This is a genomic window from Paracoccus liaowanqingii (genome assembly GCF_004683865.2).
Classification (GTDB): domain Bacteria; phylum Pseudomonadota; class Alphaproteobacteria; order Rhodobacterales; family Rhodobacteraceae; genus Paracoccus; species Paracoccus liaowanqingii.
The window spans coordinates 117,808-141,151 of sequence record NZ_CP040760.1; the positions used below are offsets into that span (position 1 = coordinate 117,808).

A 23,344-nucleotide genomic window follows, 5' to 3' on the forward strand; every position below is an offset into this window, starting at 1 on the left:
ATAATTGCCTTACGAGGGGAAGCCGTTTTTTGCATGACCTAATTGCGATGGTTGTTGGCCAGCCACCTTTTAGCCAGATCTGCAAGACGCTTTTTATCCGCGTCAATCTCTTCCATGAGACGGGCGCTGTGGAAGAAAGGCGATGCCGTATTGAGGATCATGTTTTGCTCGTGGCTGGGGCCGAGATATTGGTCGGCGGCAGCTGGGGGTGATGCGGGTGAATGAAGATGAAGGAGTGTCCCTTCAACCGCCTGCACAAACCATCTCCGCCCACCAGTCTCAGTCGGCCCGCGGTCGGTGTATGTCAGGAAAATGAACTCATATTCTTTGCCGACTTCAAACATGGCGTTGCCTTGAGCGTTCATGGCCGGGATGCGGCTTGTTTTGATGGTATTCGCTATGCGTGGTTAATAACCTTCGCGCAATCTCAGAGCTGTGCAGATGGTAGGCAGATGCGGATGATAGATGGCGGAGATGTAGAACGTTAGCTGCGCCCATATCTTTACTCCTCGTTTTGCGGGAACTTTAGGGTAGTTAATCATCTTAAGAGTGTGTTCTTATGTCAAGAGTGGCCTCTTCCTGACGACCCCGGCGCGATCACTCGCACCGGGGTCGTCAGTGTCATACAGCCCGCTGCAGGCGGAATATGCGGGCCGTGGGTTGACCAGGCCCTGGGCAAACGCGCTTTTGATGGGACATTAGGAGGTCGGGTCGCTGCATTTCTGAGCGGCGTCTAAAAGCGATGCTGCAACGCATCTATCACCATGACATGCTTGGCCTACGAGCCTAGGAGTTCGCCGTTCATTTCAATGGTGACAAGGGCCCCACTTGGTGACCAATCATAGCTGATGGTTCCACCAAGCGAATTTTCGATAGTTGCTTGCACCAATTTGTTTCCGTACCCCCAGATGATCAACTGTCGTGTCTATCTCTGGGCCACCTTGCGCGGTCCAGACGATACGGAGGTTAGCCCCCTCCATACCGCCAGAAATGTCTAGAACTCCTTCGTCGCAAGAAAGCGAACCGTATTTAAGCGAATTAGTAGCGAGGTCATGCACCACGAGCGCCAAGGACGATGCCGCATTTTCTCCGACGCCCATCCTCGGTACTGATACGCGAATGCGGCCAGCGAATGCGCCCAAATCATCATAGGGAGCCAACAAAACCGAAAATATATCTCCCAGTAGGGCCGCGTCGCCCTCATGCCCCGGCACCGGACGGACAAGATCGTGGGCTCGTCCTAAAGCTATCAGCCTACGCGTAAGGATAGTGTCCCACAGCGTGGTGTAAGAGTGCCGACCCTCGGAGAGGTCAGGGCTTGATCAGGTGGCCACGGCGGGCAGCCTGACGTTGTGATTGTCGGTGACGCGGGCGAGCGTTTCAAGCGACATGTATCGCCGGGCGACCGCCCATTCGTCGTTGGTCTCGAGCATGAGCGCGCCGACGAGGCGAATGATGGCTTTGTCATTCGGGAAGATGCCGATGACGTCTGCGCGCCGCTTCACCTCGCGGTTCACCCGCTCCAGCGGATTCGTCGAGGCGATCTGGGTCCAGTGCTCGCGGGGAAAGGACATGTAAGCCAGCACGTCGTCGCGGGAGCTGTCCATCAGGGCGCCGAGTTTGGGCTGCTTGTCGCGAAGCGCGTCAGCCACGATCTCCCACTGGGCTTCGGCCTCGGCCTTGGTCTCCTGCGCGAAGATCGTCTTCAGCATTGCCGCAACGGCGGTGCGCTGCTTGGCCGGGGCGTGCGCCAGAGCGTTGCGCATCCAGTGAACCCGGCAGCGCTGCTGGGTGGCGTTAAACACGCGGCGTGCGGCGGCCCGCAGGCCTTTGTGATCGTCGGCGATCACCAGCTTCACGCCGCGTAGGCCGCGGTCGGCGAGGCTACGCAGGAACTCGGTCCAGAAGGTTTCAGCCTCCGAGGGACCTGTGGCCACACCCAACACCTCACGCTTGCCGTCCTCGTTGACCGCCACGGCGATTATCACGGCACGGCTGATGATCCTCCCGCCCTCGCGGACCTTGAGGTAAGTCGCATCGAGCCAGAGATAGGGCCACGCGCCCTCCAGAGGCCGGGACAGGAACGCGTTCACGCGCTCGTCGATCTCGGCGCAGAGGCGGCTGACCTGGCTCTTGGACATGCCGCCCGCGCCCATGGCCTTGACCAAATCGTCGACCGACCGCGTCGAGACGCCGTGGACGTAGGCCTCCTGAATTACAGCCACGAGGGCCTTCTCGGCCGTGCGGCGTGGCTCCAGAAAGCTCGGGAAGTAGCTGCCCTTGCGCAGCCTCGGGATTTCCAGCGCGATCCGTCCGGCGCGTGTGTCCCAGTCACGGTCGCGATATCCGTTACGCTGAACCTCACGCGTCGGCGTGCGCGCGCCTTTGGCTGCACCCGTCCGTGCCTCCACCTCGGCCTCCATGATGCGCCCGGCCGCAAAGGCCAGCATCTCGCGCACGAGGTCGCCGTCAACCTCCTTCTCAACCAGCTCGATCAGCGCCATTCTGTCGTCGGTCATCGTCATCTCCGTTGTTGGTTCCAAGTGTCGCAACCCGAACCTTTTCCGAAGATCGGCGGTGACCGCCAGCATCACCCGCGGCCGCGCGCTGCGCTACGCCGGAGGCTCCGCGCGCGGCCTCCTACACCACCACCGGGGACACTGCCCGCGTAAGCTGATTTGTCATATCTTCTACATCGGACGACGAGCGGGATGTAATCCGCGCTAGCCCGGAAGCAACGACCAAAAGGTTTTGACCCTGTGGCTCATCTCTCCGGCCATGAGCTCGCTGCTCTCTTCAGCTTGTTTACGTCCGGTTACGTCGAGAAATACGCCTATCATCGCACGGTTATAATATCGTCGTCACTGCCACGACCGCGGGCCGAAATCCAACGCACCTTTGTGCCAATCAAGTGTTGATTTCCACCCAGAACTGAGCCGGGTAGGCGCATAATTTCCACTGAGAAGTGAGCCATGTGAACCTTCCCCCATAGCGGTCAGCGGCGGGGGTAACGGAGTGATCCACATGAGACTTTTGAACATCATCCGACGCATGCATTTGCGCGAGAAGCTGTCGATCCGCGAGATTGCGCGGCGCACGGGTCTTTCGCGCAATACCGTGACAAAGCATCTGGCAGCGAACACGATCGAGCCAAGGTTTGCGACGCCCGAACGTCCAAGCAAACTTGACCCCTTCTCGGAGAAGCTGGCCGGCTGGCTGAAGACGGAGACCGGCAAGTCGCGCAAACAGCGACGAACGCTGAAGCAGATGCATGCCGATCTGGTCAAGCTTGGCTTCACTGGATCCTATAACCGCGTGGCAGCCTTTGCGCAGGACTGGCGAGCAGATCGTCAGCGTGAGCAGCACACAACAGGACGGGGGACCTTTGTTCCCTTGTCTTTCAGTCCGGGCGAGGCCTTCCAGTTCGACTGGAGTGACGACTTCGCCATTCTGAGGGGAGGGCGCACCAAGCTTCAGATGGCCCACATCAAGCTATCGCATAGCCGGGCCTTTTTGCTGCGCGCTTACCTGCTGCAGACCCACGAGATGCTGTTTGACGCCCACTGGCATGGGTTCCGGGTTTTTTGTGGCGTGCCTGCCCGGGGCATCTACGACAACATGAAGACGGCAGTGGATCGTGTCGGCCGCGGTAAGGAACGACAGGTCAACATGCGCTTCCTCGCCATGACGAACCACTATGTCTTCGAGCCCGAGTTCTGCAATCCGGCAGCAAGCTGGGAGAAGGGGCAGGTCGAGAAGAACGTGCGGGACTCCCGTCACCAGTTGCTTCATGGAATGCCTGAGTTCGCAGACCTCGCCGCGTTGAATGCCTGGCTGGAACAGCATTGTCTGGAGCTGTGGAAAAGCACGGCACATGGGACGCGGCCCGGCACGATCGCCGATGTTTGGGCCGAAGAACGGGCTGCCTTGATGCCGTTGCCCGTGGCATTTGACGGCTTCATCGAGCTGAGCAAGCGCGTCTCGCCCACCTGCCTGATCAGCTTCGAGCGCAATCGCTATAGCGTTCCCGCGTCGTTCGCCAACCGTCCCGTCAGCTTGCGGATCTATCCAGACCGACTTGTCGTGGCGGCCGAGGGAAACATCCTGTGCGAGCATCCTCGCGTGATCCAACGCAGTCACCAACTGCCACCGCGGACGATCTATGATTGGCGGCACAGACGGACAATCACAAGACAAAATCATCCATGAAGAGAGCGGTCTTCTTGGAAAGCTCAATGGAGAAGTCCGCCGCCCCGTCACCATTGGTGTCAGCATGGATCAGGGTCACGTTCTTGCTGTACTCGTAGCGCAACTCGCCCGCCGTGCCTGAGAACTTTGCCGTGCCAACAAACTGGAAGGCTTGGTCCCCGGACAGACGCAGGTTCCCGTCGATGAAAGAAAAGTCGATCTTGTCGCCTTGACTGCGGCTGAAGTCGGTCATTACGTCCCGCGTCGCAGCGGTCGGACCAGAGTCGGCAGTGCTCAAAAAGACGAAGTGATCGGCACCCATACTGCCTGTAAGAACGTCCTTGCCAAGGCCGCCGATTAGCCAGTCATTGTCCTCCCCACCCAGAAGGGTGTCGTTACCGTCACCGCCATCCAACACGTCAGTGCCCGTTCCTCCATCCAGCCGGTTGTTGCCGGGGTTGCCGGTTAGGCCGTTGTTCAGGGCGTTGCCGGTGCCATTCAGGTTGGCGCTCCCGGACAGGAGCAGGTTCTCGACGTGGTCTGGCAGGACGAAGGAGACTGAGGCGTGGACAGTGTCAGTCCCCCCGTTTGCCGTCTCAATGACCCGATCGTCCCCATTGTCGACAATGTAGGTATCGTCGCCAGCACCTCCTTCCATCGTGTCGGTCCCCAGCCCTCCGTCAAGGAGGTTGTTGCCGGCGTTGCCGGTCAGACGATTATTCAGCGTGTTACCAGTGCCGTCCACGCTGGCACTTCCGGTTAGGATCAGGTTGGTGACGTGATCTGCCAGCACGTACGAGCGCTCTGAAAAAGTAGTGATGGTCCCATCCTCTGCCACCTCTTCCATGGGATCAGGGTCTGCCGGCTCTGTCGGCATGGCTACCGGAGCTTCCGGATTAGCCTCATATATGCTGCCGTACTCGCCGGCCCGAACCTCTGCTCCCATGATGCGCGCCACCAGCGGCTCACCGGGATCGGTCCAGACCCCGGCCCATATCTCCTGCGCCGGCTGCACCGCCCAAAGGTTAATGTAGCTCTTCATCGGTCCGATATTCCAGATGCCGCCTGGCATGTCAGCGCCCGTGAACTCGCCTACGATTTTGCCGTCGATGTAGAAGACCGCCTTTTCCTCGGTTACCGTGACTTCATAGGTGTGCGCTTCCTTTGAAGCGTCAAAGCCGAGGTCGACCACCACCAAGTTGCGCCCATCATTGTCAAGCGTGACGTGCTCGCCAGCAGCGTTCTCCATGTGGATGTTGAGCTGTACGCGGGTCGTGTCGCCGCCAACAAACTCGAAATCGAATTCCACCCACGGCTGGTTCGCCCAGTCCGCCTTGTAGGTGAAGAGGCCGAAGACGGCGCCCGATACCATTTCGGGTGCCTGCACGGTCCAGCTCCAGGTGCCGGTGGTTGCGGTTTCCGCAGACTGAACCTCACCGGATTGGACAGAATAATTCGAACCTTCCGGCGCACGGCCTAAAACCAGCGCGACACTCCCGTCGGCCATGAGCCGAACGTTGTCCGGCGACCACTGCAGGATGCTGGATTGCCCGGCGGGCCAGTCCGATTTCAGCCAGCCATCTGAGGTGTAGGGCTGCGAGAACTCAAAAAGATCCAGCGCCGGATCAATTGCGGAAGTAGTAGGTGTCGTCATGCCGGTGCCCCATGCCGCCGCCTTGACCTCCGGTCTCCTCAAAAGCGGCGATGGAGGGCCCGCAGAACACCCAAATGCCGAGTGCCTAAATGGGGCATACAGCAAAATACAACTTAAGGAAGAGTTAATTTGAATAGACTTTTAGTAGCTCGCGACCACTGCCGCCGCGGTCTTGCTCATGAAACTGTCAGTTCTTAGCGCGGCACGATGCTGAACAGCACCCGGTACCGGACCATCAGCCACAGCCCGAGGATCGTGCCGATATAGAGGGCCGTGTTGAACCAGATGCGGCTAGGCAAGACATCGTGCCAGTCCGGGATGACATCGAAATAGCCCGGGATTTGATTGATCAGGGCAATGAACAGGAGGTGCATCAAGAACACGTAAAGGCTTGCCTCCCCAAGCGGTATCAGGAGCCAGCCGAGGGCTTTGTTGATCGGTCTCCAGAAATAGGTCAGCAGGATATAAAATGCGGCAAAGAAGGCTGCGACGTTCAGGAAGCGGAGCGGGCTTGGCTGTTTCTTGACGAAGTAAGTATTGTAGATGGTATCAAAGCGCTCGGGCGAGATGAGACCAAGCCGTGACCACGCTGGAAACGTTGGATTCGAGGTTGTCTGTGCAAGAACGAAATAGGCAAAGAAAATTCCTAAGCTCACCGTGACTGCCAGGCGTCTACGGGTAGGCTCTGAAAGCCATTCGGCAATCTCGTTGCGGAAGAAGCCCACCGCAAGCGCGTGCATGAACAAGGCCTGATACATGAGCAGGGGGAAAGCGTATTCCCACAGCATGGACATGAGCGGCGTGTCCAGCGGCCTCATCCAGCCGGTAAAGTAGATCCCCCAAGTCAGCGCAAAGAACACGCCCAGCAGCCGACGATGCAGCAACCACAGCGCCCCTGGCGCGATCGCCAGAAGGAGGACGTAAAGGCCGAGGATCTGGATCTGGTGGGGTGAGACGCGCATTGTCAGAACCAAGGCAATCTGATCAAGCCACGGCGCGTCTGGAGACGGGATCATCGGGTGGGTCTGCTGCGCCCACCGGTCCGTGAAGGTTGTCACGGCCGACATGTCGGAGATGCCCAGGGATCGGACCAGGATGATCAGCAGAACCGTCACCACCAGCGCGCGCCAGAGTACGAAACTGCGGCGCCAGACCCGCTCGGTCACGCCAGCCATGCCCTCCCGTTCCATCACCCGCCGATTCACCAGTCCCAGCACCAGACCAGCCGCAGCGATGAACATGCCTGCAGCCGAGATCAGGCCCAACCGTTCCCAGAACAGGAAATTGAACCAGGAAAACATCTCCAGGTGCGCCGCAACTACTGAGAGCATGGCAAAACCGCGCATGAAATCAAAACGCAAGTCCCGGGATTTGTGAGCAACCGGATAGCCGTGCCGCCCATAGAGCGACGCCATGTCCGGCGGCGCCGGGGCATCCAGGAGGGAATGGGAACGGGCCTTGGCCATAGGGTGATCCTTCTGACATTAGCGCAAGGACTGGGCCCAAAGAGTACAACTGTGGGGCGACGATGCTGAGACGCAGCATAAGTTTGAAAACCCAGTCTGCGGCGCCTGCCCTTTCCTCTGGATGAATGTCATCAGTTTGTCGCTCGAGTCCCGGTGAAACCGGCAAAAACCGCACAACCCAAAATTTATTATTTATATATTTCAGTGCGTTGCTTTAAAATTGATTGTTAAATTGTGATTGGACTTACCGGGTTTTGATAATCTGGCCGCCCCCAACGGCATCTCCGTGCCAAGAGGGGTCTGCGAGGATCCACAAAAGGGGGCGGTCACCTCATGTGTGGGTAGCCCCGGTTTTAGCGGGCTTCGCTTCGAGAATGAGCATGGTGAGATCGTCGTCAAGATCACGAGGAGCACACCAAGAGCGCACAGTGCGCTCGATTTCTGAAAGCATGTCCGGCGTGTTCTGGTGCAGCTGTTGTAGGATCAGATCATGTAGCCGTTCTTCGGAGAAGGCTTCGTCACTGTCGTTCTCGGCCTCTGTCAAACCGTCAGAGTAGACGAAAAGCCGGTCGCCGGGATTGAAGTCGAACAACACCTCTTCGAAAGGCACTTGAGAAAGCGCGCCAATTGGCAGGCCACCGTCGCCGAGGGCAGTAATCATGCCGGCCCTGCTGATCAAAAGTGGAGAAGGATGTCCGGCTTGGACCATTCGTCCTTTGCCCAGGATCGGATCCACTTCCCCGAGCACCATGGTGAAGTACGGCATGTTCTCCGGCCAGTCATCGTTCAGCGTTTCAACTGCCCTGGCAAGTCCTTCCAGCGGCTTGCGCGCAATCAAAGCTTGAACGAGACTGTAATGCGACGCGACAGAGACGAGGGCTGCCGGCGCGCCATGGCCCGCGACGTCGATCAGAAAAAAGATGACCCTCCCATCCGAGAGGCCAAACACGTTATAGGTATCGCCGGCGATGAAATGGGCGGGCTTGAAGTAGCCGTAATAGCCGACGCCATTGACCTGCCCCGGCTCAGGAAGAAGAGCTGCCTGAACTGCCGCGGCTGCCTCGAGATCTGCTTTGACCTGACCATAAGCCTCCTCCAGCTTTTCGTGCAGAATGGTTCGCTCATCTTGAAGCCGTTTCCGTCGGATGGCATTGGCCTTGAAGACCCGAAGAGCATCAGCCATCGCGCCTATTTCGTCATTTCGTGTTGCAAGCGGGAGCGGGGTGTCGAACTTGCCCTCTGCAAGCCCGAGCATCGCATGTTCCAGAGCCTCGATTGGGAACAGCACCCGGCGCTGGATCACGTAAATGCTGCCCGCCACCGCCGCCCCGCCGCACAGAAGGAGCGTGAGCCACCTCGCAGCGCTCCAGGCTGCCTCGGTAAGGTTCGCTTGCAGGCGGCCTGCCGAACGCTGAGAAAGATCGTACTGCAAGCGCTCGACCCAAGGCAGAACACGGGACGCTTCAAGAAGCCAGTCCTCTGGCTGCCTGGCCGGCCTTTGATCCCGTGCCACGGCTTGCAGGATCGTAATCTCGACGGGACGATAGGACGAGAAATAGCTGTTGGCGAGCTCCGAGAGGTGTCGACGGACGGCGGGATCATCGGCAATCAATCGGTCCCGCAACTGCCGCAGAGTGAGTTCGGTATTGGCGGCATTGCGCTGCGCCGGGTCGAGCAGGTTGGGATCGCGTCGACCGACGTTGAGCAGGGTCGGAAGACGCGCTTGATTCCGGTAGATGTAGTCGAGCAAAGTGGAACTGAGCGTTTCCATCTCAATCATCGCCGTCCAGACAGGATCGGCAGCCTGCCCTTCGGCAAGAAGATCTCGTTGCAGTGCCTCCACAGTATCAATGGCTGCAATCATTCCTTCAAACCACTGCTCGGCCACCCGTGCTCGGGTAGCCTGATCACCCTTCTGCGCTGACACCGCATTTTCACGAAGCTCCCTGATGCGCCGCGGCATGTCGAAAAAGACCCGAAGTTCGTCTCCCAGATAAGGGCTCAGTTCCCGAAGCCGGTCCATAGCGGCAGCCAATGCCTGGTCGGTCTCGCGGGGGAGATCTGGGACCACCGCTTCGGGCGGCAGCGCCTCCTGGAGGGTGAGATACACCTGACTTCGCTCGGCTGCGAGAACGGCAGCTGCTTCGCTAAGCGCCCGGCGCGCCGTATTTGACTCCACCAGAGTACTCGCGCGTCTATAGGCTTCAACCGCAGACGAGATTTGGACCGCCACTGTTGCGAGAAGCGCCAAGCCTAAAAAGCCTGTCAGTCCGATGAGCGTGCGCCGTATGGTCATTTAGAAAAGCATATATATCAACTAACGCCCTTGGCAACGTTAGATAATAGGGAAATTGGCGTCGTGGCAAGTTCGCTCAGTGTGGAACGTTTTTCAGAATAGTCGCTTCCCTAGATAACCGCTTTGCTGCACAATCCAGCTCCAATGTCCTACACTGAAGGCGCAGGCGCAATGATGGGCGCCCACGATTTCATCGGTTCGGCATGAGGGCATGGTCGCTAGAGGAAGCTGCTGCAGGATGGATCGACAGGAAATGAGTGCAAGGGCGGCAGTCGTTTCCAAGATTCTCAAGCACAGAGAAGCGCTGCAACCGCTGTTGGCTAGCGTCTGTGATCAAGCAAGGCATCGCTTTGGCGTGCCATCGGCAATGGTCAATCTGATCGACGATCATCGGCAAGTCACGGTCGCGGGTAGCGGGCACGTACTGGATGTCATCCCGCGCCAGAGAAGTTTCTGCAATACCACGATACGGTCGGATATGCCCTTGATTGTCGAGGACGCCAGCGAACATGCGGCCTTCAAAGACAATCCGCTCGTTACTGGCCCTCCCTATATTCGGTTTTACGCCGGAGTGCCGCTGTTGTTTATGCGCGAAGTAAGATTGGGCGCTCTCTGCATCTGCGATCAGAAACGCCGCCATTTTTCCCGCGGTGACATTGCGGAACTAGAGGAACTTGCTGATCAGGTGATCAGCGGGATTGCCCACGCCCAGTTTCCTAGTTTTTTGAGATAGACAGGATGTGAGCTGCGGTGACAGGCGCAACTGGTAGCCAACACGGTCCCACGGGAATTTTCGCCAAAGCTGCTTGTCTTGGAAAGGTTTCTTGTAGTTGAAACGAGGCTGGATTCATGGCCATCTTGAGTCAACTACGGAACGGCGCCTCATTGGCGGGCGGCCAAAGGATGTGGACGAAATCGACGATGGGCTACTACTTTGAGCGTTACGAACACCGAGATCCCCCTGAGCCGGTCCCGCATTCGGAGGGGCGTCAACTCCTCTACCAATTTCTTGCAGTGCTCGCTCTCGTCACCGGTGCCTGGTATCTTCATTGGCGTTGGACGGATAGCCTTAATTTCAGTGCCCTATGGTTTGCAATTCCGCTTGTGATTGCTGAGACGACGGCCTTCATCGGCTTGATCTTTTTCACGATCAATATGTGGAAGACCAGTGACCTTCCGATCCTGCCACCACCTGCTTCTATCACAGACTGCTTGGACGATCCTGAAGCTCCTGATCGCCCGGTTTCCGTTGATGTCTTCTTCACGACCTATAATGAAGATGTAGATCTCGTTCGACTCGGCGTGCGAGACGCCGCAAAGATGCGCTATCCGCACCTAATCAACCTACGAATTCACATCCTTGATGACGGCGGCCGCGTCGAAATGCAGCGAATGGCTGAGGAAGAGGGCGCCAATTACATCACGCGCGACAACAATATTGGCTTCAAGGCAGGGAACCTTCGCAACGCGCTCGAGGTCACCACCGGTGATTTCATCGTCATTTGCGATGCGGACACGCGTCCTCTTCCAACTATGCTTGAACGCACCCTTGGCTATTTCCGCGATCCTGACATGGCGTGGGTGCAGACCCCCCAATGGTTTTATGACATCCCCGAGGGCACCCCAATTGCAGAAGCGTTAAGCCGGAGGCTTGGCTGGTTCGGCCGGGCTATGGGACGAGGTCTTGAGCAGATTGCAGGCCCGATCCGGATCGGCAGTGACCCCTTCGTCAATGACCCGGAGATGTTCTACCAGATCATTCTGCGCCGGCGAAACTGGGCCAATGCTTCTTTCTGCTGCGGCGCTGGCTCAATCCATAGGCGCGAAGCGGTGATGCAAGCCGCGCTGTCTGCCTACGGCGAAACCGTTACGAAGCAAGCCGAGAAGGAGGAGGCGGCAATTCGTCGAGTGACTCACGAAAAGGTGCTTGCTGAAGATGTAAGGATCCATCTGCGCGGACAAGCGCTACTTGCGACAGAGCTTACCCCCTATAAGTTTCATGTTTCGGAAGACATTTATACTTCGATTATTCTGCATTCGGACCCCAACAGACGGTGGAAATCGGTTCTGCATCCGTGGGTCGAATCCAAGATGCTATCGCCGCAAGACCTTCTTACTTGGTCAATTCAGCGCTTTAAATATGCAGGCGGTAGCCTCGACATTCTGTTCCATGATAACCCGCTCCTGCGGTCCGGTCTCTCCTGGCCACAGCGGCTGATGTATGGCGCAACATTCTGGTCCTACTTGTCCGGCATCTGGAATGTCGTGTTCCTGCTTGCCCCCATCGTCTACCTTTTTTCTGCAATTGCACCGGTCTCAGCGTATTCCACTGATTTCTACAAGCACATCTTGCCGTTTCTGATCTTGAACGAACTCGCGACGCTGGTTGGAACCTGGGGCATCGCAGGGTACAAATCTCGGCTTTGGTATTTGTCATTCTTCCCACTTAACCTTCGCGCCATGTGGTCTGTCGTAAAAGGGGAGAAGATCAAGTTCCCGGTCACGCCGAAAAGTCGTCAGGCAGGCACCTTTCAGCGCCTGGTGATACCGCAGATCGTTGTCGTGGTTCTGACATTGGCCGCCCTGGCGTTCGCCCTGACCGCCTACTTGATGGGTTCAGACAACTACACGGCTGGCGGCCTTGTCGCTAACGCGTTCTGGGGGGCAAACAATATTCTTGCTATGAGCGGCATCATCCGAGCTGCTTTTTGGCGACCAGATGAAGAAGAACCAATCACTCAGGAGGCCATCGCATGACCTTTCGCCAAGGGTTACTGGCCGCGCGCGGCAACATTGTCTTTTTGCTGGCGCTTATCGTTGCCTTCGCTTTGATTTTTACACTTGAAGCCTGGGAGCCGAGCCCGCGGCAGCCGCCGAACAGTTGGTTGCCAGAGGAAGAGGCGGCGTATGAGCCGCCGCCCTTTCATGAGCTCACGCCGGATCAACTTGGGGCCGCGCGTTCGGCATGGGGCTATTTCGAAGCAAATATTCGTCCCGAGACTGGGCTTGCCGACTCCGTGGCGGGCTATCCGGCAACAACGCTATGGGATACCGGATCCTTCCTGCTCGGCGCAGTTTCGGCGGAGAGACTGGGTGTCCTAAACCGCCCAAGCTTCGATACGATTGTAGAGGAGGCGCTCGAAAGCCTTTTGCAGATGCCGCTTTTTGCAGGCCTTTTGCCGAACAAGTCCTATGATACTCGGACGTTGCAGATGACGAATTATGCAAACGAACCGGTCGACCAGGGGATTGGCTGGTCCGCACTTGATCTTGGACGCATGCTCGTGTCCCTGCACACGATCATGCGCCATTATCCCGAACATGCGCCTGCAGTCAGTGCGGTCCTGGACTACTGGGACATAGGTGCTGCCGTCCGACAAGGCGAGATGGTCGGAGCCGAGCCTACTGCAGAGGGCGGCTATCTGCTGCTGCAGGAGGGCCGCGTCGGTTATGAACAATATGCGGCAATGGGCTTTGCTGTCATGGGCTATGATGTGCAAGAGGCGCAGCGCGTTGAAAGGCATCTGGATTGGTTTGATGTATTCGGCGTCGAGGTTCCGGAGGATCGACGGGATCCTGAGACCTTTGGAGGGCACACCTACACCCTCAGCGATCCGTATATCCTGCACGGATTAGAATTTGGATGGGATACCCGCACCGCGGCTCTGGCCCGCCGAGTCTATGAGGCACAGGAGCGCCGCCATGCCGAGACCGGAATCATCACCGCAGTCACCGAGGATCACCTCGATCGACCACCGTACTTCGTCTACAGCACCGTCGTCGGCAACGGCAAGCCGTGGAACGTGCTGACCGACACGGGAGAGCAGGCAACGGATTATCGCACTCTGAGCACCAAGGGATCGATGGGTTGGCACGTACTCTACGGAAGTGACTACACAGCCTCTCTTTTTTCTGCCGTAGCAGATTTGCAGACACCGGAAGGTTGGATGGCCGGGCATTTTGAAACATTTGGCGAACCCAATACGGTCCTGACGGCGAACACCAACGGGGTGATCCTGTCGGCACTTCACTACTCGGTATTCGGCCCAATCTTGCATCCTCGCATGCCCGAAGACGAAGGTAGATCAGGTTTGCTGGCAGCGGAGGAAGGAAAGTGAAGTCCTTGTTAGCTTTGGAGCGCCTGTGTCCACCTGCCGCGAAGCGGTCTGAGGCTTGACTGGGGTGCTTATCAACACATTTGAACGCCGAGGTTCATGGCGATGACTAAACATTCCAGCTTAGATCAGAGGTTCAAGATGATCTGTGGCACTAAACCCGCGCTAATTCTTTTGGTCGCGCTGCTACAACCGCTGTTCATGGTCGGGGCGGGTACATCTGCTGCGGCCGACGAGCACTGGCCCGATCGGCCGCTAGCAACCACAGACCCAGTGGCGCTTCCGCGATTTGGACCGCTCACCGATGATGAACTCGAGATGGCGCGCATTGCCTGGCGCTATTTTGAGAACAACCATCAGCCGCAGAGTGGTTTGGTGAATTCTACTCACAATTACCCGTCAGTGACGTTGTGGGATACTGCCTCCTATCTTGCTGGGCTTATCGCCGCACATTCGTTTGGCCTTGTCGAGGATGCGGAGGCCGAAGAGCGTCTGCGTAGCGTCCTCTCCACTTTAGAGCATATTCAACTTTTCCGGAACGAATGTCCGAACAAGGCCTACAACACACAGACAGTCCAGCTGGTCAATTACGTGAACCAACCGGCAGAGATTGGCTGCTCGGCGATTGACATGGGCCGTATGTTGATATGGCTCCGGATCGTCCAACAACGCTATCCTCAGTTTGAAGAGGTTCCTAACCGGATCGTTCGGCGCTGGAATTTTTGTGGCCTTGTCCAAGAGCCTGGGGTGACCTACGGCACGGCCTTGGCCGAAGACGGTTCTGTCCGCTACCTTCAGGAAGGCCGGCTCGGTTATGAGGAGTATGCCGCCAAAGGTTTTTCGCTCTGGGGATTCGACGTGTCCACCGCCCTCGAGCCTGAGCCCTACGAGACCATCTGGCTTTATGGGGTGGAGGTTGCCTACGATAGCCGCGACCCGCGCATCCTTGGGGCTCATAACTACGTCGTGAGCGAAAGCTATGCGCTTGGAGGGGTGGAGTTTGGTTGGGACTATTTCGACGGCGGTCAGATCGAGGACTGGCTGCCGCGATTTGCACAGAATATCTACACGGTGCAGGAGCGCCGTTTTGAGGCAACGGGGATTGTGACGGCGAGGACCGAGCATCAGCTTTCCGAAGCGCCTTACTTTGTCTACGACACTATCTTTAGCAATGGCCGCCCGTGGGCAACGATGACGGAAGGGGGCGAGTTCATGCCCCAACTGTCCGCCGTAGCACTGAAGGGCGCCCTCGGACTATGGGCTCTTTGGGATACACCTTACACAGACATGATCTTCGATCTGATCAAGCCACAGTTCGATCCGGAACTCGGTTTCTACGAAGGAATATTCGAGGAAGGTGGAGAGCCGATCCGGACCCAGACATCGAACAACAATGGCATCATGCTTGAAACCTTGCTTTTCAAAACTGAAGGGCCGCTTCTCAAGGATTTGACTCGTGTTCCGACCGCTTGGACACAAGGAGTGGATGACAGCATGGCCAAGGCAAACTGCCTGCCTGTGCCGCAGGTGCGCTGAAGGTGTGGCCGCTCAATCCTGCGCCGCTCTGTCTGTTGCCACGGTAAACGGCAGCTGGCACATGCCCTGCGCGGCAGTTGTAACCGAGGGACCCAATACCTCCGGACGGGCAGAGGCAGGGAAAAGCGGTCCATTTTGGCGGTATGCCAAAGCTTCGAGAATGAAGGCGTTAGTTGCGCTGGTCCGAGTGCGTTCGTGCGCTCCCGACAACTCGTAGCGGCCCTCGCCCCACCCATTCTCGCTATAAAGGGGGGTCACCGCTTGCAGCAGTGTTTCAGCATATTCGCTTTCCAGCAGCGTAGACATGGCAAAGGCTGCACGGGTCGACAGGAGGGATAACCGCGGATAGGAGGCCCCGTTTGTGTCAACGGTGCTCCAAGGATAACCGTTGGTGATTACTGTGTCGTAAAGGGCAAAAGGTTCTGCACCTCGACGGTAGTCCGTTCGGGCTGTCAGGATGCCGGTGTCGCGGTAGCGTTCCTCCTGAACCGTATGCATTGTCACGAAGAGTTCTTCTGCTGTGCGCACACCGTCGATAAGTTCATCGATCTCATTGAGAGCCAGACCGTCGAAGCCGAACTCAATCCCGAGATAAGAGGGCGGAGCCGTCATTAGTGGAGGGATGCGGATCGGCGTCTCGTCGACCTGGAACCACTCTCCGTAGATCTCCAATCTATAATTCGGCACCTCGATAGCCACGGCTGGCAGATCGAGACCCCAAGCACGATAGCCTTCAACGGCATAAGCGTCGTAGCCGCGGCCGCCTTCGGGCTGAAGTTGCTGCCCGGTCTCAGTGGAACGTGCCGCGAGCAAACCTCCTTGCTCGTCGACGATATCGCAAACATTAAACCTACTGACGGTGTTCCGGATATAGATCTCGTAAAACGGATATTCGACTGCAGCAATGCGCAGCCAGATCAGCAATCGTCCCAGATCCACTCCCGACCACCCGGTCATCCCGGGTTCGAAATCAGCGCCAAGCGGGGCTCCGGTTTCGATATTATAAGTTTGGTTTGGCAGCGTATTGAATGCGAGGGGCATCGAGTTCAGGAAGCCAAGAACTGCAGTAAACCGACGATCGAATTCTACCGCGTCGATCAACTCGATCTGTCGCGCAGCCACAAGGGCTGCAACATGGTCGCCGACCGTCCACATCGAGGTGTGAGAAATTCCAGTCCTTGATGGCACAAGCCCGGTGGCTTCGGACGTCATTTCTGCGAAATAAGACCAGGCAGCCTCAGCCCACATCAGTTCGAGCTCGGTCAGCACACCAGCTTGCTGCTCGCCGCGCTCCCGACGCGGGAAATTCTCCAGTTGCGCAATTTGGAATGAAGGTCCCGAACTTCCCGCGAATAGTTCCCCATCCATGCCGGTTCTGGCCGGCGCAGCTATTCCAGGCGCCACGGAGGCGGTAATCAACATCATCGCGGCCAAAGCCACGGCGAATGGAGCCCCCAAGCGGAGTTGAATTAAGAACGGCTTACCTGCTGGATGATGCAATGGTGGGGTTCCCATACGAGAGCGTCCTTTGTTTACCTTTGTACGTCAATCGAGAGTCTTCGCCTGAAGGATGGTGGAAACCGACGCATGCTGTTCCGCTCTGTTCAGAACCTAAGCTGCAGCACAACGCCGATTTCACTGCGGTTCCACGCCGACTTCAGGGTGCCAAAGCCTTCCCCGGCTTCCCCTGTTCGGGCGAGCGAAGAGGTGTGGGAGATGCTCAATGCAATGCTTCCTTTTTTGGATATCTCTCGGCTGATCTGGCCACGTATCCCGTAAGTCACGCCCTGGTTGTCGGGCGCGCTGCGGCTGTAGCCAAGCGAGCCGTTGAGCCCATATCGCCAACCACGAGGAAGGGGACCAAAAGCCTGCATCGTCCCCAAAACATTGGCATTAGAGGATGGACTCCAATAGAAATCGCTGGTCCGGTCATATGTGAACCCTCTTAGCTCCGCACCTAGCCAGACCTGATGGTCGCCTGCAAGGACCTGCCGCGACGCGTTTGCCTCAAAGGATAAGCGGCGGTTGCCATCACTCAAACTGCTCCACATCATGCGTCCTGCCGCCCGCATCTCGGGCGAAGAAGAGAACCTAGCTGAAATGCCAAAGTCATTTGCAAAAATTCGCTCTACAATTGCACGGCTCGTGTCCCCTGCATATCGCCGGCTCAAGTGAAGCCCATACCGCCATATGTCATTTTGGTTAAACCCGATTTCTGTGTCGAAGGTAGTCGAACGGCTTCGCCCTTCCCGCGAGTCCTGGATGTTCAGGAACAGAGTACCGCGCGCTTCAAACGCATCATTGAACCTACGGCTTCCCGAAAACCTCAAACTAGCTTGGTTCACGTCCGGAAAGTTATTACCCCGGTAGCGTATCAGGGCGGTCTCAAGACTGAAGCTGGTAAGCCCGTCTTCAAACATCGTCGTCTGACGTCCGCGTAGGGTTGTTATCCGTAAGCCGTCCGACTGCCATGCATGAGCAATATCAAGCGTAATAAGAGGCGTCTGTTCAAGCCAGATGGTCTCGAGAAAGGTTGTTCCCTCTTCGACGGCTTCACCTTGAGCAACCACTGTTCGTGCCAAGTCCGCAGCTAGATCAGGTCGACCCATGCTGTGAAAGGCCCGTGCGGCGAGCAGCCGCGCGGCGGGGTCTTGTTCCTCAAGAAGAGGCGCAAGCTGTAGGAGCATCTCACGCGGGCGCTGCAGCCCCAGTGTAGTGCGGGCGCGGCCGCGGATCGCATCCGCGTTTTCGGGCTCAACAGAGAGGACACGGAGGAAGTCTTCGCGTGATCTACGGTAGTTACCCAGATCTGCCAATACTTGGCCTCGCCCAACAAGGCCGGAGGCAAAATCAGGATCTTTGGCTAAGAGAGTATCATAAATTGAAACCGCTTCGTCGGGCCGACCGCTCCAGGCGTATGTTCTGGCCAGTCCGAGCAGTGTCCCACGGCGGTCTTCTTCGGATAGTTCCGGACGCTCAAGGAGTTCACGGAAGCGTGTCTCAGCATCATTCCACAAACCGCCATTCAGAAGGAATTCAGCTTCTTGACGGGCGAACTGATCCGCACGCGCGGGGTCGACCTGCGCCGCCTCGTCAAAGAGAGCAACAGCCTGTTTGAAATCCTTCTCCTCCGCGCGAACCCTTGCTGCGCCCGCCAGGGCATCGGCGAATCCACTGCGCAGCTCTGCGTCTGCAGGGCGCTCTTCGACCAACTGCCGAAGCGCGGGAACTGCCGCCAAGTAATCGCCCTTCCAAAGCATTTCGAAACCCGCCAGCCGTTTTGCACCCGCCTCGACATCTGCAAGCGCCGTAGTTGCGCGGTTTAGCGCCTCGCGCAGATCCACGTCGTCGGGATAGTCTTCAGCAACAGCGCGGAGAGCAGGTACGGCTTCCTCGAGGTTCCAAGACCAGAACAGGGCCAGTGCGAGCCGACGCCGGGCCGACTCCCGCTTCTCCTCGGGCTGCAGGGGGGCATTCATTACTTCGCGATAAAGCGGCACCGCCGCCTCGGCCGCTCCCGAGTACGCAAGTTGGTCCGCATATTCGCTTAGCCAATCATCGCGCTTTCGCGGCGAAATTTCGATTGCCCGCCTAAACAAGCGTGCTGCGTCATCAGGACGTCCTTGGCTGGCAAGTTGACGCGCCCTTGCAGCAAACTCCTCGGCACTTTGGGCAATTGCTGGCACACCTAAGCTTATGAAGATTAAAAAGAGAAGGATTGCGCGCAATATGTCCTCGCAGGAATGCTCGACCGGAAGCATACTTTTATTATGTTCGCTCCTTTACAGGGATCCATTACGCGTGCGCAGCAGCATTCTCAGTCGGACCTCTCCATCAACCCTAACATAGGCAACTTCATCCATCAGCATTACGATCAATGACAAGCCGCGCCCGCCTTCGGATAGGGACGCGAGATTGTCGGGATCGACCTCAAGCTTGTCTGCCCCCGCCTCGTCCAGCAGGTACTGTGGCATCGGAGGTGAACTGTCTGCTATCTCGACTGCCACGAAACCTGGGCCCGTCTGGACATAGATGCCGATCTGGATGGCGCTTTGAACTGTGCCATGACGGATCGTATTTGTGAGAGCCTCGGTTAACACCAGATCTACCGCTTCCGCCTGCTCTTGTGTCAGCTCCCCCTCTAGCCTGTTTTTCACAGCCTCGGATGCACGAGAAACCTCAGCGAGATCGCGCTCAATCCAGATAGGCTCAACGCTAAGAGGATCCGTTTCACCGGTCATTCTATTCCCCAAGTGTGGCCGCGGCCGCATCGATCGTCGGATGGATTGCAAACACTTTGTCCATGCTCGTCAGCTTGAACAACCTTGCAACAACGCCATTCAAACCCACAATGGCTATACTCCCCACTGATCCCATTTTCTTTGCGGCGAAGATGAATGCTCCCAAGGCCGAACTGTCCATGAACCGAACCTCCGACAGGTCGACGATCATCGTCTTGTGTCCCGCCTCGATAGGCACTAACAGCGCTACACGGAGTTCTGGCGCCTTGCTTGCATCAAGACGAGGTTCGCCGACGTGTAGCACATACAGTCCGTCGCGGAGGGTCTCACTGGTGTTCATGTACAACATTCCCTTCAATGGTTACGTTAGCTGCATCGTATGCGCTTCATACTCCGGTCTACCTTAAAGGGCATCACTGTCAAACAATCCGAACTATGAGACTAGAACTGGCAGTTTTTAACTGGCAGTTTTTTGTCTGCATGGGCGGCTACATCATCAGAGCCGCGTGACGGTTCTATTTCGGGGCACCTTCTTCAATAGAGCTCATTTAAGGTCCCCCCGCTCGGTGGGCTGAGCTGTCGGAGCGGTTCAGGCCGGTGCCATAGCTGCTGCCATACGCGCCGGGCCGAACCTCGGCCCCCAGGATGCGGGCGACAAGCGTTGCAGGAGGGTCGGTCCAGACCCCGGCCCATATCTCCTGCTTCGGCTGCACGGCCCACAGGTTGATGTAACTGTTCATCGGGCCAATGTTCCAGATGCCGCCCGGCATGTCGCCACCACTGAACTCCCCCACTATCTTTCCGTCAATGTGGAAAATTGCCTTCTCTTCGGTCACCGTGATTTCGTAAGTATGCGCATCTTTCGAAGCGTCGAAGCCGAGGTCAATTATCACAAGATCGCGTCCGTCATTATCGAGAGTGACTTGCTGACCCGAAGCAGTTTCCATGTGGATGTTAAGCTGGACCCGCGTTGTGTCGGCGCCAACAAATTCGAAGTCGAACTCGACCCAAGGCTGGTTCTCCCAATCCGACTTGAAAGTGAAGAGGCCAAAGACGGCACCGGGCCACATCTCGGGTGTCTGGACAGTCCAGCCCCAAGTGCCCGTCGTCGCCTCCAGCGCGGACTGAACCTCGCCAGACTGGTAGGGACGTTCCGAACCCTCCGGCGCCCGTCTCAGCACCAGCTCAACACTGCCGTCGACGGCGAGCCGTACATTGTCCGGCAACCACTGCAGAATGCTTGATTGTCCTGCGGGCCAGTCAGACTTTAGCCAGCCGTCAGCCGCGTAGGGCTGCGCGAACTCGTAAAGATCAAGGGTAGGAACGTCTGATATGAATGTCATCGACAACGCTTCTTGGTTTATTCGTTTGAACTTCAGCGCCACACAAGCGGTTTTGGAGGAGCCACTGGGCCCATTGTATCTAACGTCAATAGCCACAATAGAGAGCGCTTCCTACTTATAACAACTTAAAGTTGATGTGACGATGGTTTGGGGCTCAGAATGTCGGTCAGATCGAGGAGATCCTTTTACCTTACTAAGCGGGAATTGCCCTGGAAGTGATTGTCGCCGTACATGAACGCGATCGCCGCCTGATCAGGCGTCACCAACTTCTGCGCATATCTCTCCTCTCTGGCACCCGCACCCGTAAAAATATTCAAAAGACTAGTCGTCGCGACCGGGCGCGTTGGCGCGGGGAACGATCCGGTCAAGCGCGCCCTCCCCCGATCGGCATTGAGATTGTCTCGAATTCTGTGCGTCTTCATTCAACAGTCGACTGGTCTAACTTCATGGCAGGGCGTAGATTACGCCGAGCCCTCAACATTGTCCTGTCAAGCCACAGCGGCCAACAGCACTCCATAAGGCTTTTCTTCCCAAGGCTTGGCAATTGGAAATGACAGAAGACGTAAACAACCGGTTCGAGACGATGAAGAGAGGCGGTGCCGACAGGTAAGAAAACGTGGTCGTGCCACAAGGGTCAGACGTCGCAAACCACCCGTCACGGGCCCTGGCAGGGGCCGGTGACGGGGCCAGTTTAGCAGAACCCAGATGCAGAAGGGTCAGCTCTTGACGTCGTAGATTTTGGGTCGCAATCGTGCCGCGGCGCGCCGGTAGCGGTATTTAGAAAAGGCTCTTAAGCGAATGTCAGACCATGAGCCGTTTTTTGGGCTGTCTCCCACGCATATGCTAATGGCAACCGTGGGCGCAGCCGTTTTCGTTGCCTACCTTGTCCCGCGTATCGCGTTTTTGCGCGCCGCGTCCTCCTCAGCGATTCTCATGATCCTGGGCCTGGTGACCTTTACGTTCATTCCTGGCATGCCGGCAGTGCTCGACCCAACCGTGTCGCCCCGGATTTGGGAGATTACCAGTGAAATTGCGGTCATCGTAGTGCTGTTTGCCACCGGATTACGGATCGACAATGTAGGCAGCTGGAGCCGTTGGCGGCCCACTGTCCGACTCCTGCTTATCGCGATGCCACTGACAATCGCGGCGCTGGCGATCCTCGGATGGGCGTTGGCCGGAATGACCATCGCGGGTGCCGTGCTGCTGGGTGCGGTCCTGTCGCCCACGGACCCGGTGTTGGCTGGGGATGTCCAGGTCGGACCACCTTTGGAGGGTAATGAGCATCCGGTGCGCTTCACCCTGACGGCAGAAGCCGGCCTGAACGACGGACTCGCTTTCCCTTTTGTTTACTTGGGTTTGATCATAGCCGCGGAAGGTGCTGATCCGTCGGTCTGGCTATGGGATTGGATCATGTTTGATGTGCTCTACCGGATCACGGTGGGGGCAGCGGTCGGTGCGTTCGTAGGATGGCTACTGGGGCAGTCTTTTTTCAGCTTGGGGCAGCAGTGCTATCGAGAAAAGCGGCCCCGGCGTTCTGGCCCTCGGAGCTGTCTTGCTGTGCTACGGGATTGTCGAGATAGTAGAAGGCTACGGATTTATCGGGGTATTCACGGCAGGCCTCATCTGCCGTCGCGTTCAGGAGAAACATCATTTTCATAAGCGGCTTCACGCGTTTAGTGAGGCGCTTGAACACGCGCTCACGGCGATACTGCTTGTGCTTCTCGGTAGCATCCTGCCGGCGCTTTGGCCTGCTCTGGACTGGCGGCATGCACTGATTGGCTTTGGCTTGCTGCTTATAATCAGGCCGCTTGTCGGGTGGTTGGCCCTTCTGAGAACAGGAATGACATCAGGCGACCGCTTGATTGTCGGCTTCTTTGGCGTGCGGGGTATCGGATCCGTATACTACGTCGGGTATGCGACGGGCCATATGGAGTTCGTCAATGAAGATCAGCTCTGGGCGCTGGTCGCTTACACCATTTTCGCCTCGGCCCTTATCCACGGATCGACTAGCTTTTTAGTGGACCGCCATGTGTCACCATGGGACGGAGATACTGCGCCGTCAAACAAATCGCACTCGCATCGCCTTTAGCCGGGTCAAACTGCTCGTGCCAATGCGGCGATGCCAGGTTGCGGATATTGGTGACGCCCGGATCGCGTTCAGTCTTCAGGACACTTCGCGGCGACGGCATACCCCATCGCGCTTTCACCAGTTCGGGGCCACCCTCGCCATTGCGGATGATTGGCGCCCACTGGTCAGGATAGACCCGGCCTGGTTCGAGATTGCCTGCATCGTCCGTCAGGCCCTTGAACAGGCGGCGCATGGCCTCCTGAGGCATGGTGGCGCTGTAAAGGTTGCACACGGTCCTGATCCTTTTCTCCGTCAGCCTAGCATAGCCGAACTCGCCTCGCCCGCACTCCCCGGATCACGATGAACTTCCCCCCGGTTGACACATTGCCGCAATAAGAACAAAACAGGAACTATGATTCCGCAACTTTGAGATGAAA

Annotated in this window: 17 protein-coding genes and 1 pseudogene; 7 read left to right on the top strand and 11 right to left on the bottom strand. The window is 57.4% G+C overall.

All coding sequences use genetic code 11. The features are described from left to right. Window positions 1-38: 38 nt before the first annotated feature. The gene (locus tag E4191_RS17340; RefSeq protein WP_139615723.1) at window positions 39-344 is read right to left on the bottom strand and encodes a hypothetical protein; all 306 of its coding nucleotides are present in this window, start codon (window positions 342-344) and stop codon (window positions 39-41) included. Between the two features lie 978 nt (window positions 345-1,322). Next, window positions 1,323-2,519: an IS256 family transposase gene (locus tag E4191_RS17345; protein WP_139615724.1), complete on the bottom strand. Its 1,197-nt coding sequence runs from the start codon at window positions 2,517-2,519 to the stop codon at window positions 1,323-1,325. A gap of 505 nt (window positions 2,520-3,024) precedes the next feature. Here E4191_RS17345 and istA point away from each other — a divergent pair. Next, a pseudogene (gene istA, locus E4191_RS17355) lies at window positions 3,025-4,197 on the top strand (IS21 family transposase); the annotation flags it as partial. Here the strand turns inward: istA and E4191_RS24605 are convergent. The 3 genes from E4191_RS24605 to E4191_RS17370 all read right to left on the bottom strand — a co-directional run bounded on the left by E4191_RS24605 (window position 4,187) and on the right by E4191_RS17370 (window position 9,604). Next, window positions 4,187-5,842, bottom strand: a complete 1,656-nt coding sequence (locus E4191_RS24605) for a family 16 glycosylhydrolase (RefSeq protein ID WP_139615725.1) — start codon at window positions 5,840-5,842, stop codon at window positions 4,187-4,189. The pseudogene istA and the gene E4191_RS24605 sit on opposite strands and share 11 nt — an antisense overlap. A gap of 194 nt (window positions 5,843-6,036) precedes the next feature. Continuing rightward, on the bottom strand, window positions 6,037-7,308 hold the full coding sequence (gene opgC / locus E4191_RS17365; protein WP_139615726.1) for an OpgC domain-containing protein: 1,272 nt from the start codon (window positions 7,306-7,308) through the stop codon (window positions 6,037-6,039). 331 nt (window positions 7,309-7,639) lie between these two features. Beyond that, a complete protein-coding gene (locus E4191_RS17370) occupies window positions 7,640-9,604 on the bottom strand; it encodes a SpoIIE family protein phosphatase (RefSeq protein ID WP_139615727.1) in 1,965 nt (654 codons plus the stop codon). Window positions 9,605-9,842: 238 nt separating this feature from the next. On the opposite strand from E4191_RS17370, the gene E4191_RS17375 reads away from it, so the two are divergent. From E4191_RS17375 to E4191_RS17390, 4 genes are all read left to right on the top strand, one after another. Beyond that, window positions 9,843-10,337 carry a GAF domain-containing protein gene (locus tag E4191_RS17375; RefSeq protein WP_176562788.1) on the top strand — a complete coding sequence of 165 codons (495 nt, stop codon included), beginning with the start codon at window positions 9,843-9,845 and terminating at the stop codon, window positions 10,335-10,337. 188 nt (window positions 10,338-10,525) lie between these two features. After that, the gene (locus E4191_RS17380) at window positions 10,526-12,361 is read left to right on the top strand and encodes a glycosyltransferase (RefSeq protein WP_139615764.1); all 1,836 of its coding nucleotides are present in this window, start codon (window positions 10,526-10,528) and stop codon (window positions 12,359-12,361) included. Beyond that, window positions 12,358-13,722 (top strand): DUF3131 domain-containing protein, encoded by a 1,365-nt coding sequence (locus E4191_RS17385; protein ID WP_139615729.1) that lies wholly within the window; start codon window positions 12,358-12,360, stop codon window positions 13,720-13,722. Before E4191_RS17380 ends, E4191_RS17385 begins: the two co-directional genes overlap by 4 nt. A gap of 102 nt (window positions 13,723-13,824) precedes the next feature. Further along, window positions 13,825-15,255, top strand: coding sequence for a DUF3131 domain-containing protein (locus E4191_RS17390; RefSeq protein ID WP_176562789.1), 1,431 nt, complete (start codon window positions 13,825-13,827; stop codon window positions 15,253-15,255). 12 nt (window positions 15,256-15,267) lie between these two features. On the opposite strand, the gene E4191_RS17395 is transcribed toward E4191_RS17390, so the two are convergent. The 5 genes from E4191_RS17395 to E4191_RS17415 form a co-directional block, all read right to left on the bottom strand. After that, entirely contained in the window at window positions 15,268-16,770 is a 1,503-nt protein-coding gene (locus tag E4191_RS17395) for a DUF3131 domain-containing protein (protein ID WP_135817189.1), read from the bottom strand. Window positions 16,771-16,859: 89 nt separating this feature from the next. Further along, window positions 16,860-18,983, bottom strand: coding sequence for a tetratricopeptide repeat protein (locus tag E4191_RS17400; RefSeq protein WP_176562790.1), 2,124 nt, complete (start codon window positions 18,981-18,983; stop codon window positions 16,860-16,862). Between the two features lie 54 nt (window positions 18,984-19,037). Continuing rightward, window positions 19,038-19,496, bottom strand: coding sequence for an ATP-binding protein (locus E4191_RS17405; protein ID WP_176562791.1), 459 nt, complete (start codon window positions 19,494-19,496; stop codon window positions 19,038-19,040). 1 nt (window position 19,497) lies between these two features. Beyond that, complete coding sequence (locus tag E4191_RS17410) at window positions 19,498-19,836, bottom strand: STAS domain-containing protein (RefSeq protein WP_168217400.1); 339 nt, start codon at window positions 19,834-19,836, stop codon at window positions 19,498-19,500. Between the two features lie 208 nt (window positions 19,837-20,044). Then, a complete protein-coding gene (locus E4191_RS17415) occupies window positions 20,045-20,881 on the bottom strand; it encodes a family 16 glycosylhydrolase (RefSeq protein WP_139615733.1) in 837 nt (278 codons plus the stop codon). 756 nt (window positions 20,882-21,637) lie between these two features. Between E4191_RS17415 and E4191_RS24610 the strand changes: the two genes are divergently transcribed. Together E4191_RS24610 and E4191_RS24615 are read left to right on the top strand one after the other, a co-directional pair. Continuing rightward, window positions 21,638-22,498, top strand: a complete 861-nt coding sequence (locus E4191_RS24610) for a cation:proton antiporter domain-containing protein (RefSeq protein WP_269436675.1) — start codon at window positions 21,638-21,640, stop codon at window positions 22,496-22,498. Then, complete coding sequence (locus E4191_RS24615; RefSeq protein ID WP_269436676.1) at window positions 22,392-22,928, top strand: cation:proton antiporter domain-containing protein; 537 nt, start codon at window positions 22,392-22,394, stop codon at window positions 22,926-22,928. The genes E4191_RS24610 and E4191_RS24615 overlap by 107 nt, the downstream gene beginning before the upstream one ends. On the opposite strand, the gene E4191_RS17425 is transcribed toward E4191_RS24615, so the two are convergent. Continuing rightward, on the bottom strand, window positions 22,846-23,160 hold the full coding sequence (locus E4191_RS17425; protein ID WP_269436678.1) for an SOS response-associated peptidase family protein: 315 nt from the start codon (window positions 23,158-23,160) through the stop codon (window positions 22,846-22,848). The genes E4191_RS24615 and E4191_RS17425 overlap by 83 nt on opposite strands. Window positions 23,161-23,344 lie beyond the last annotated feature (184 nt).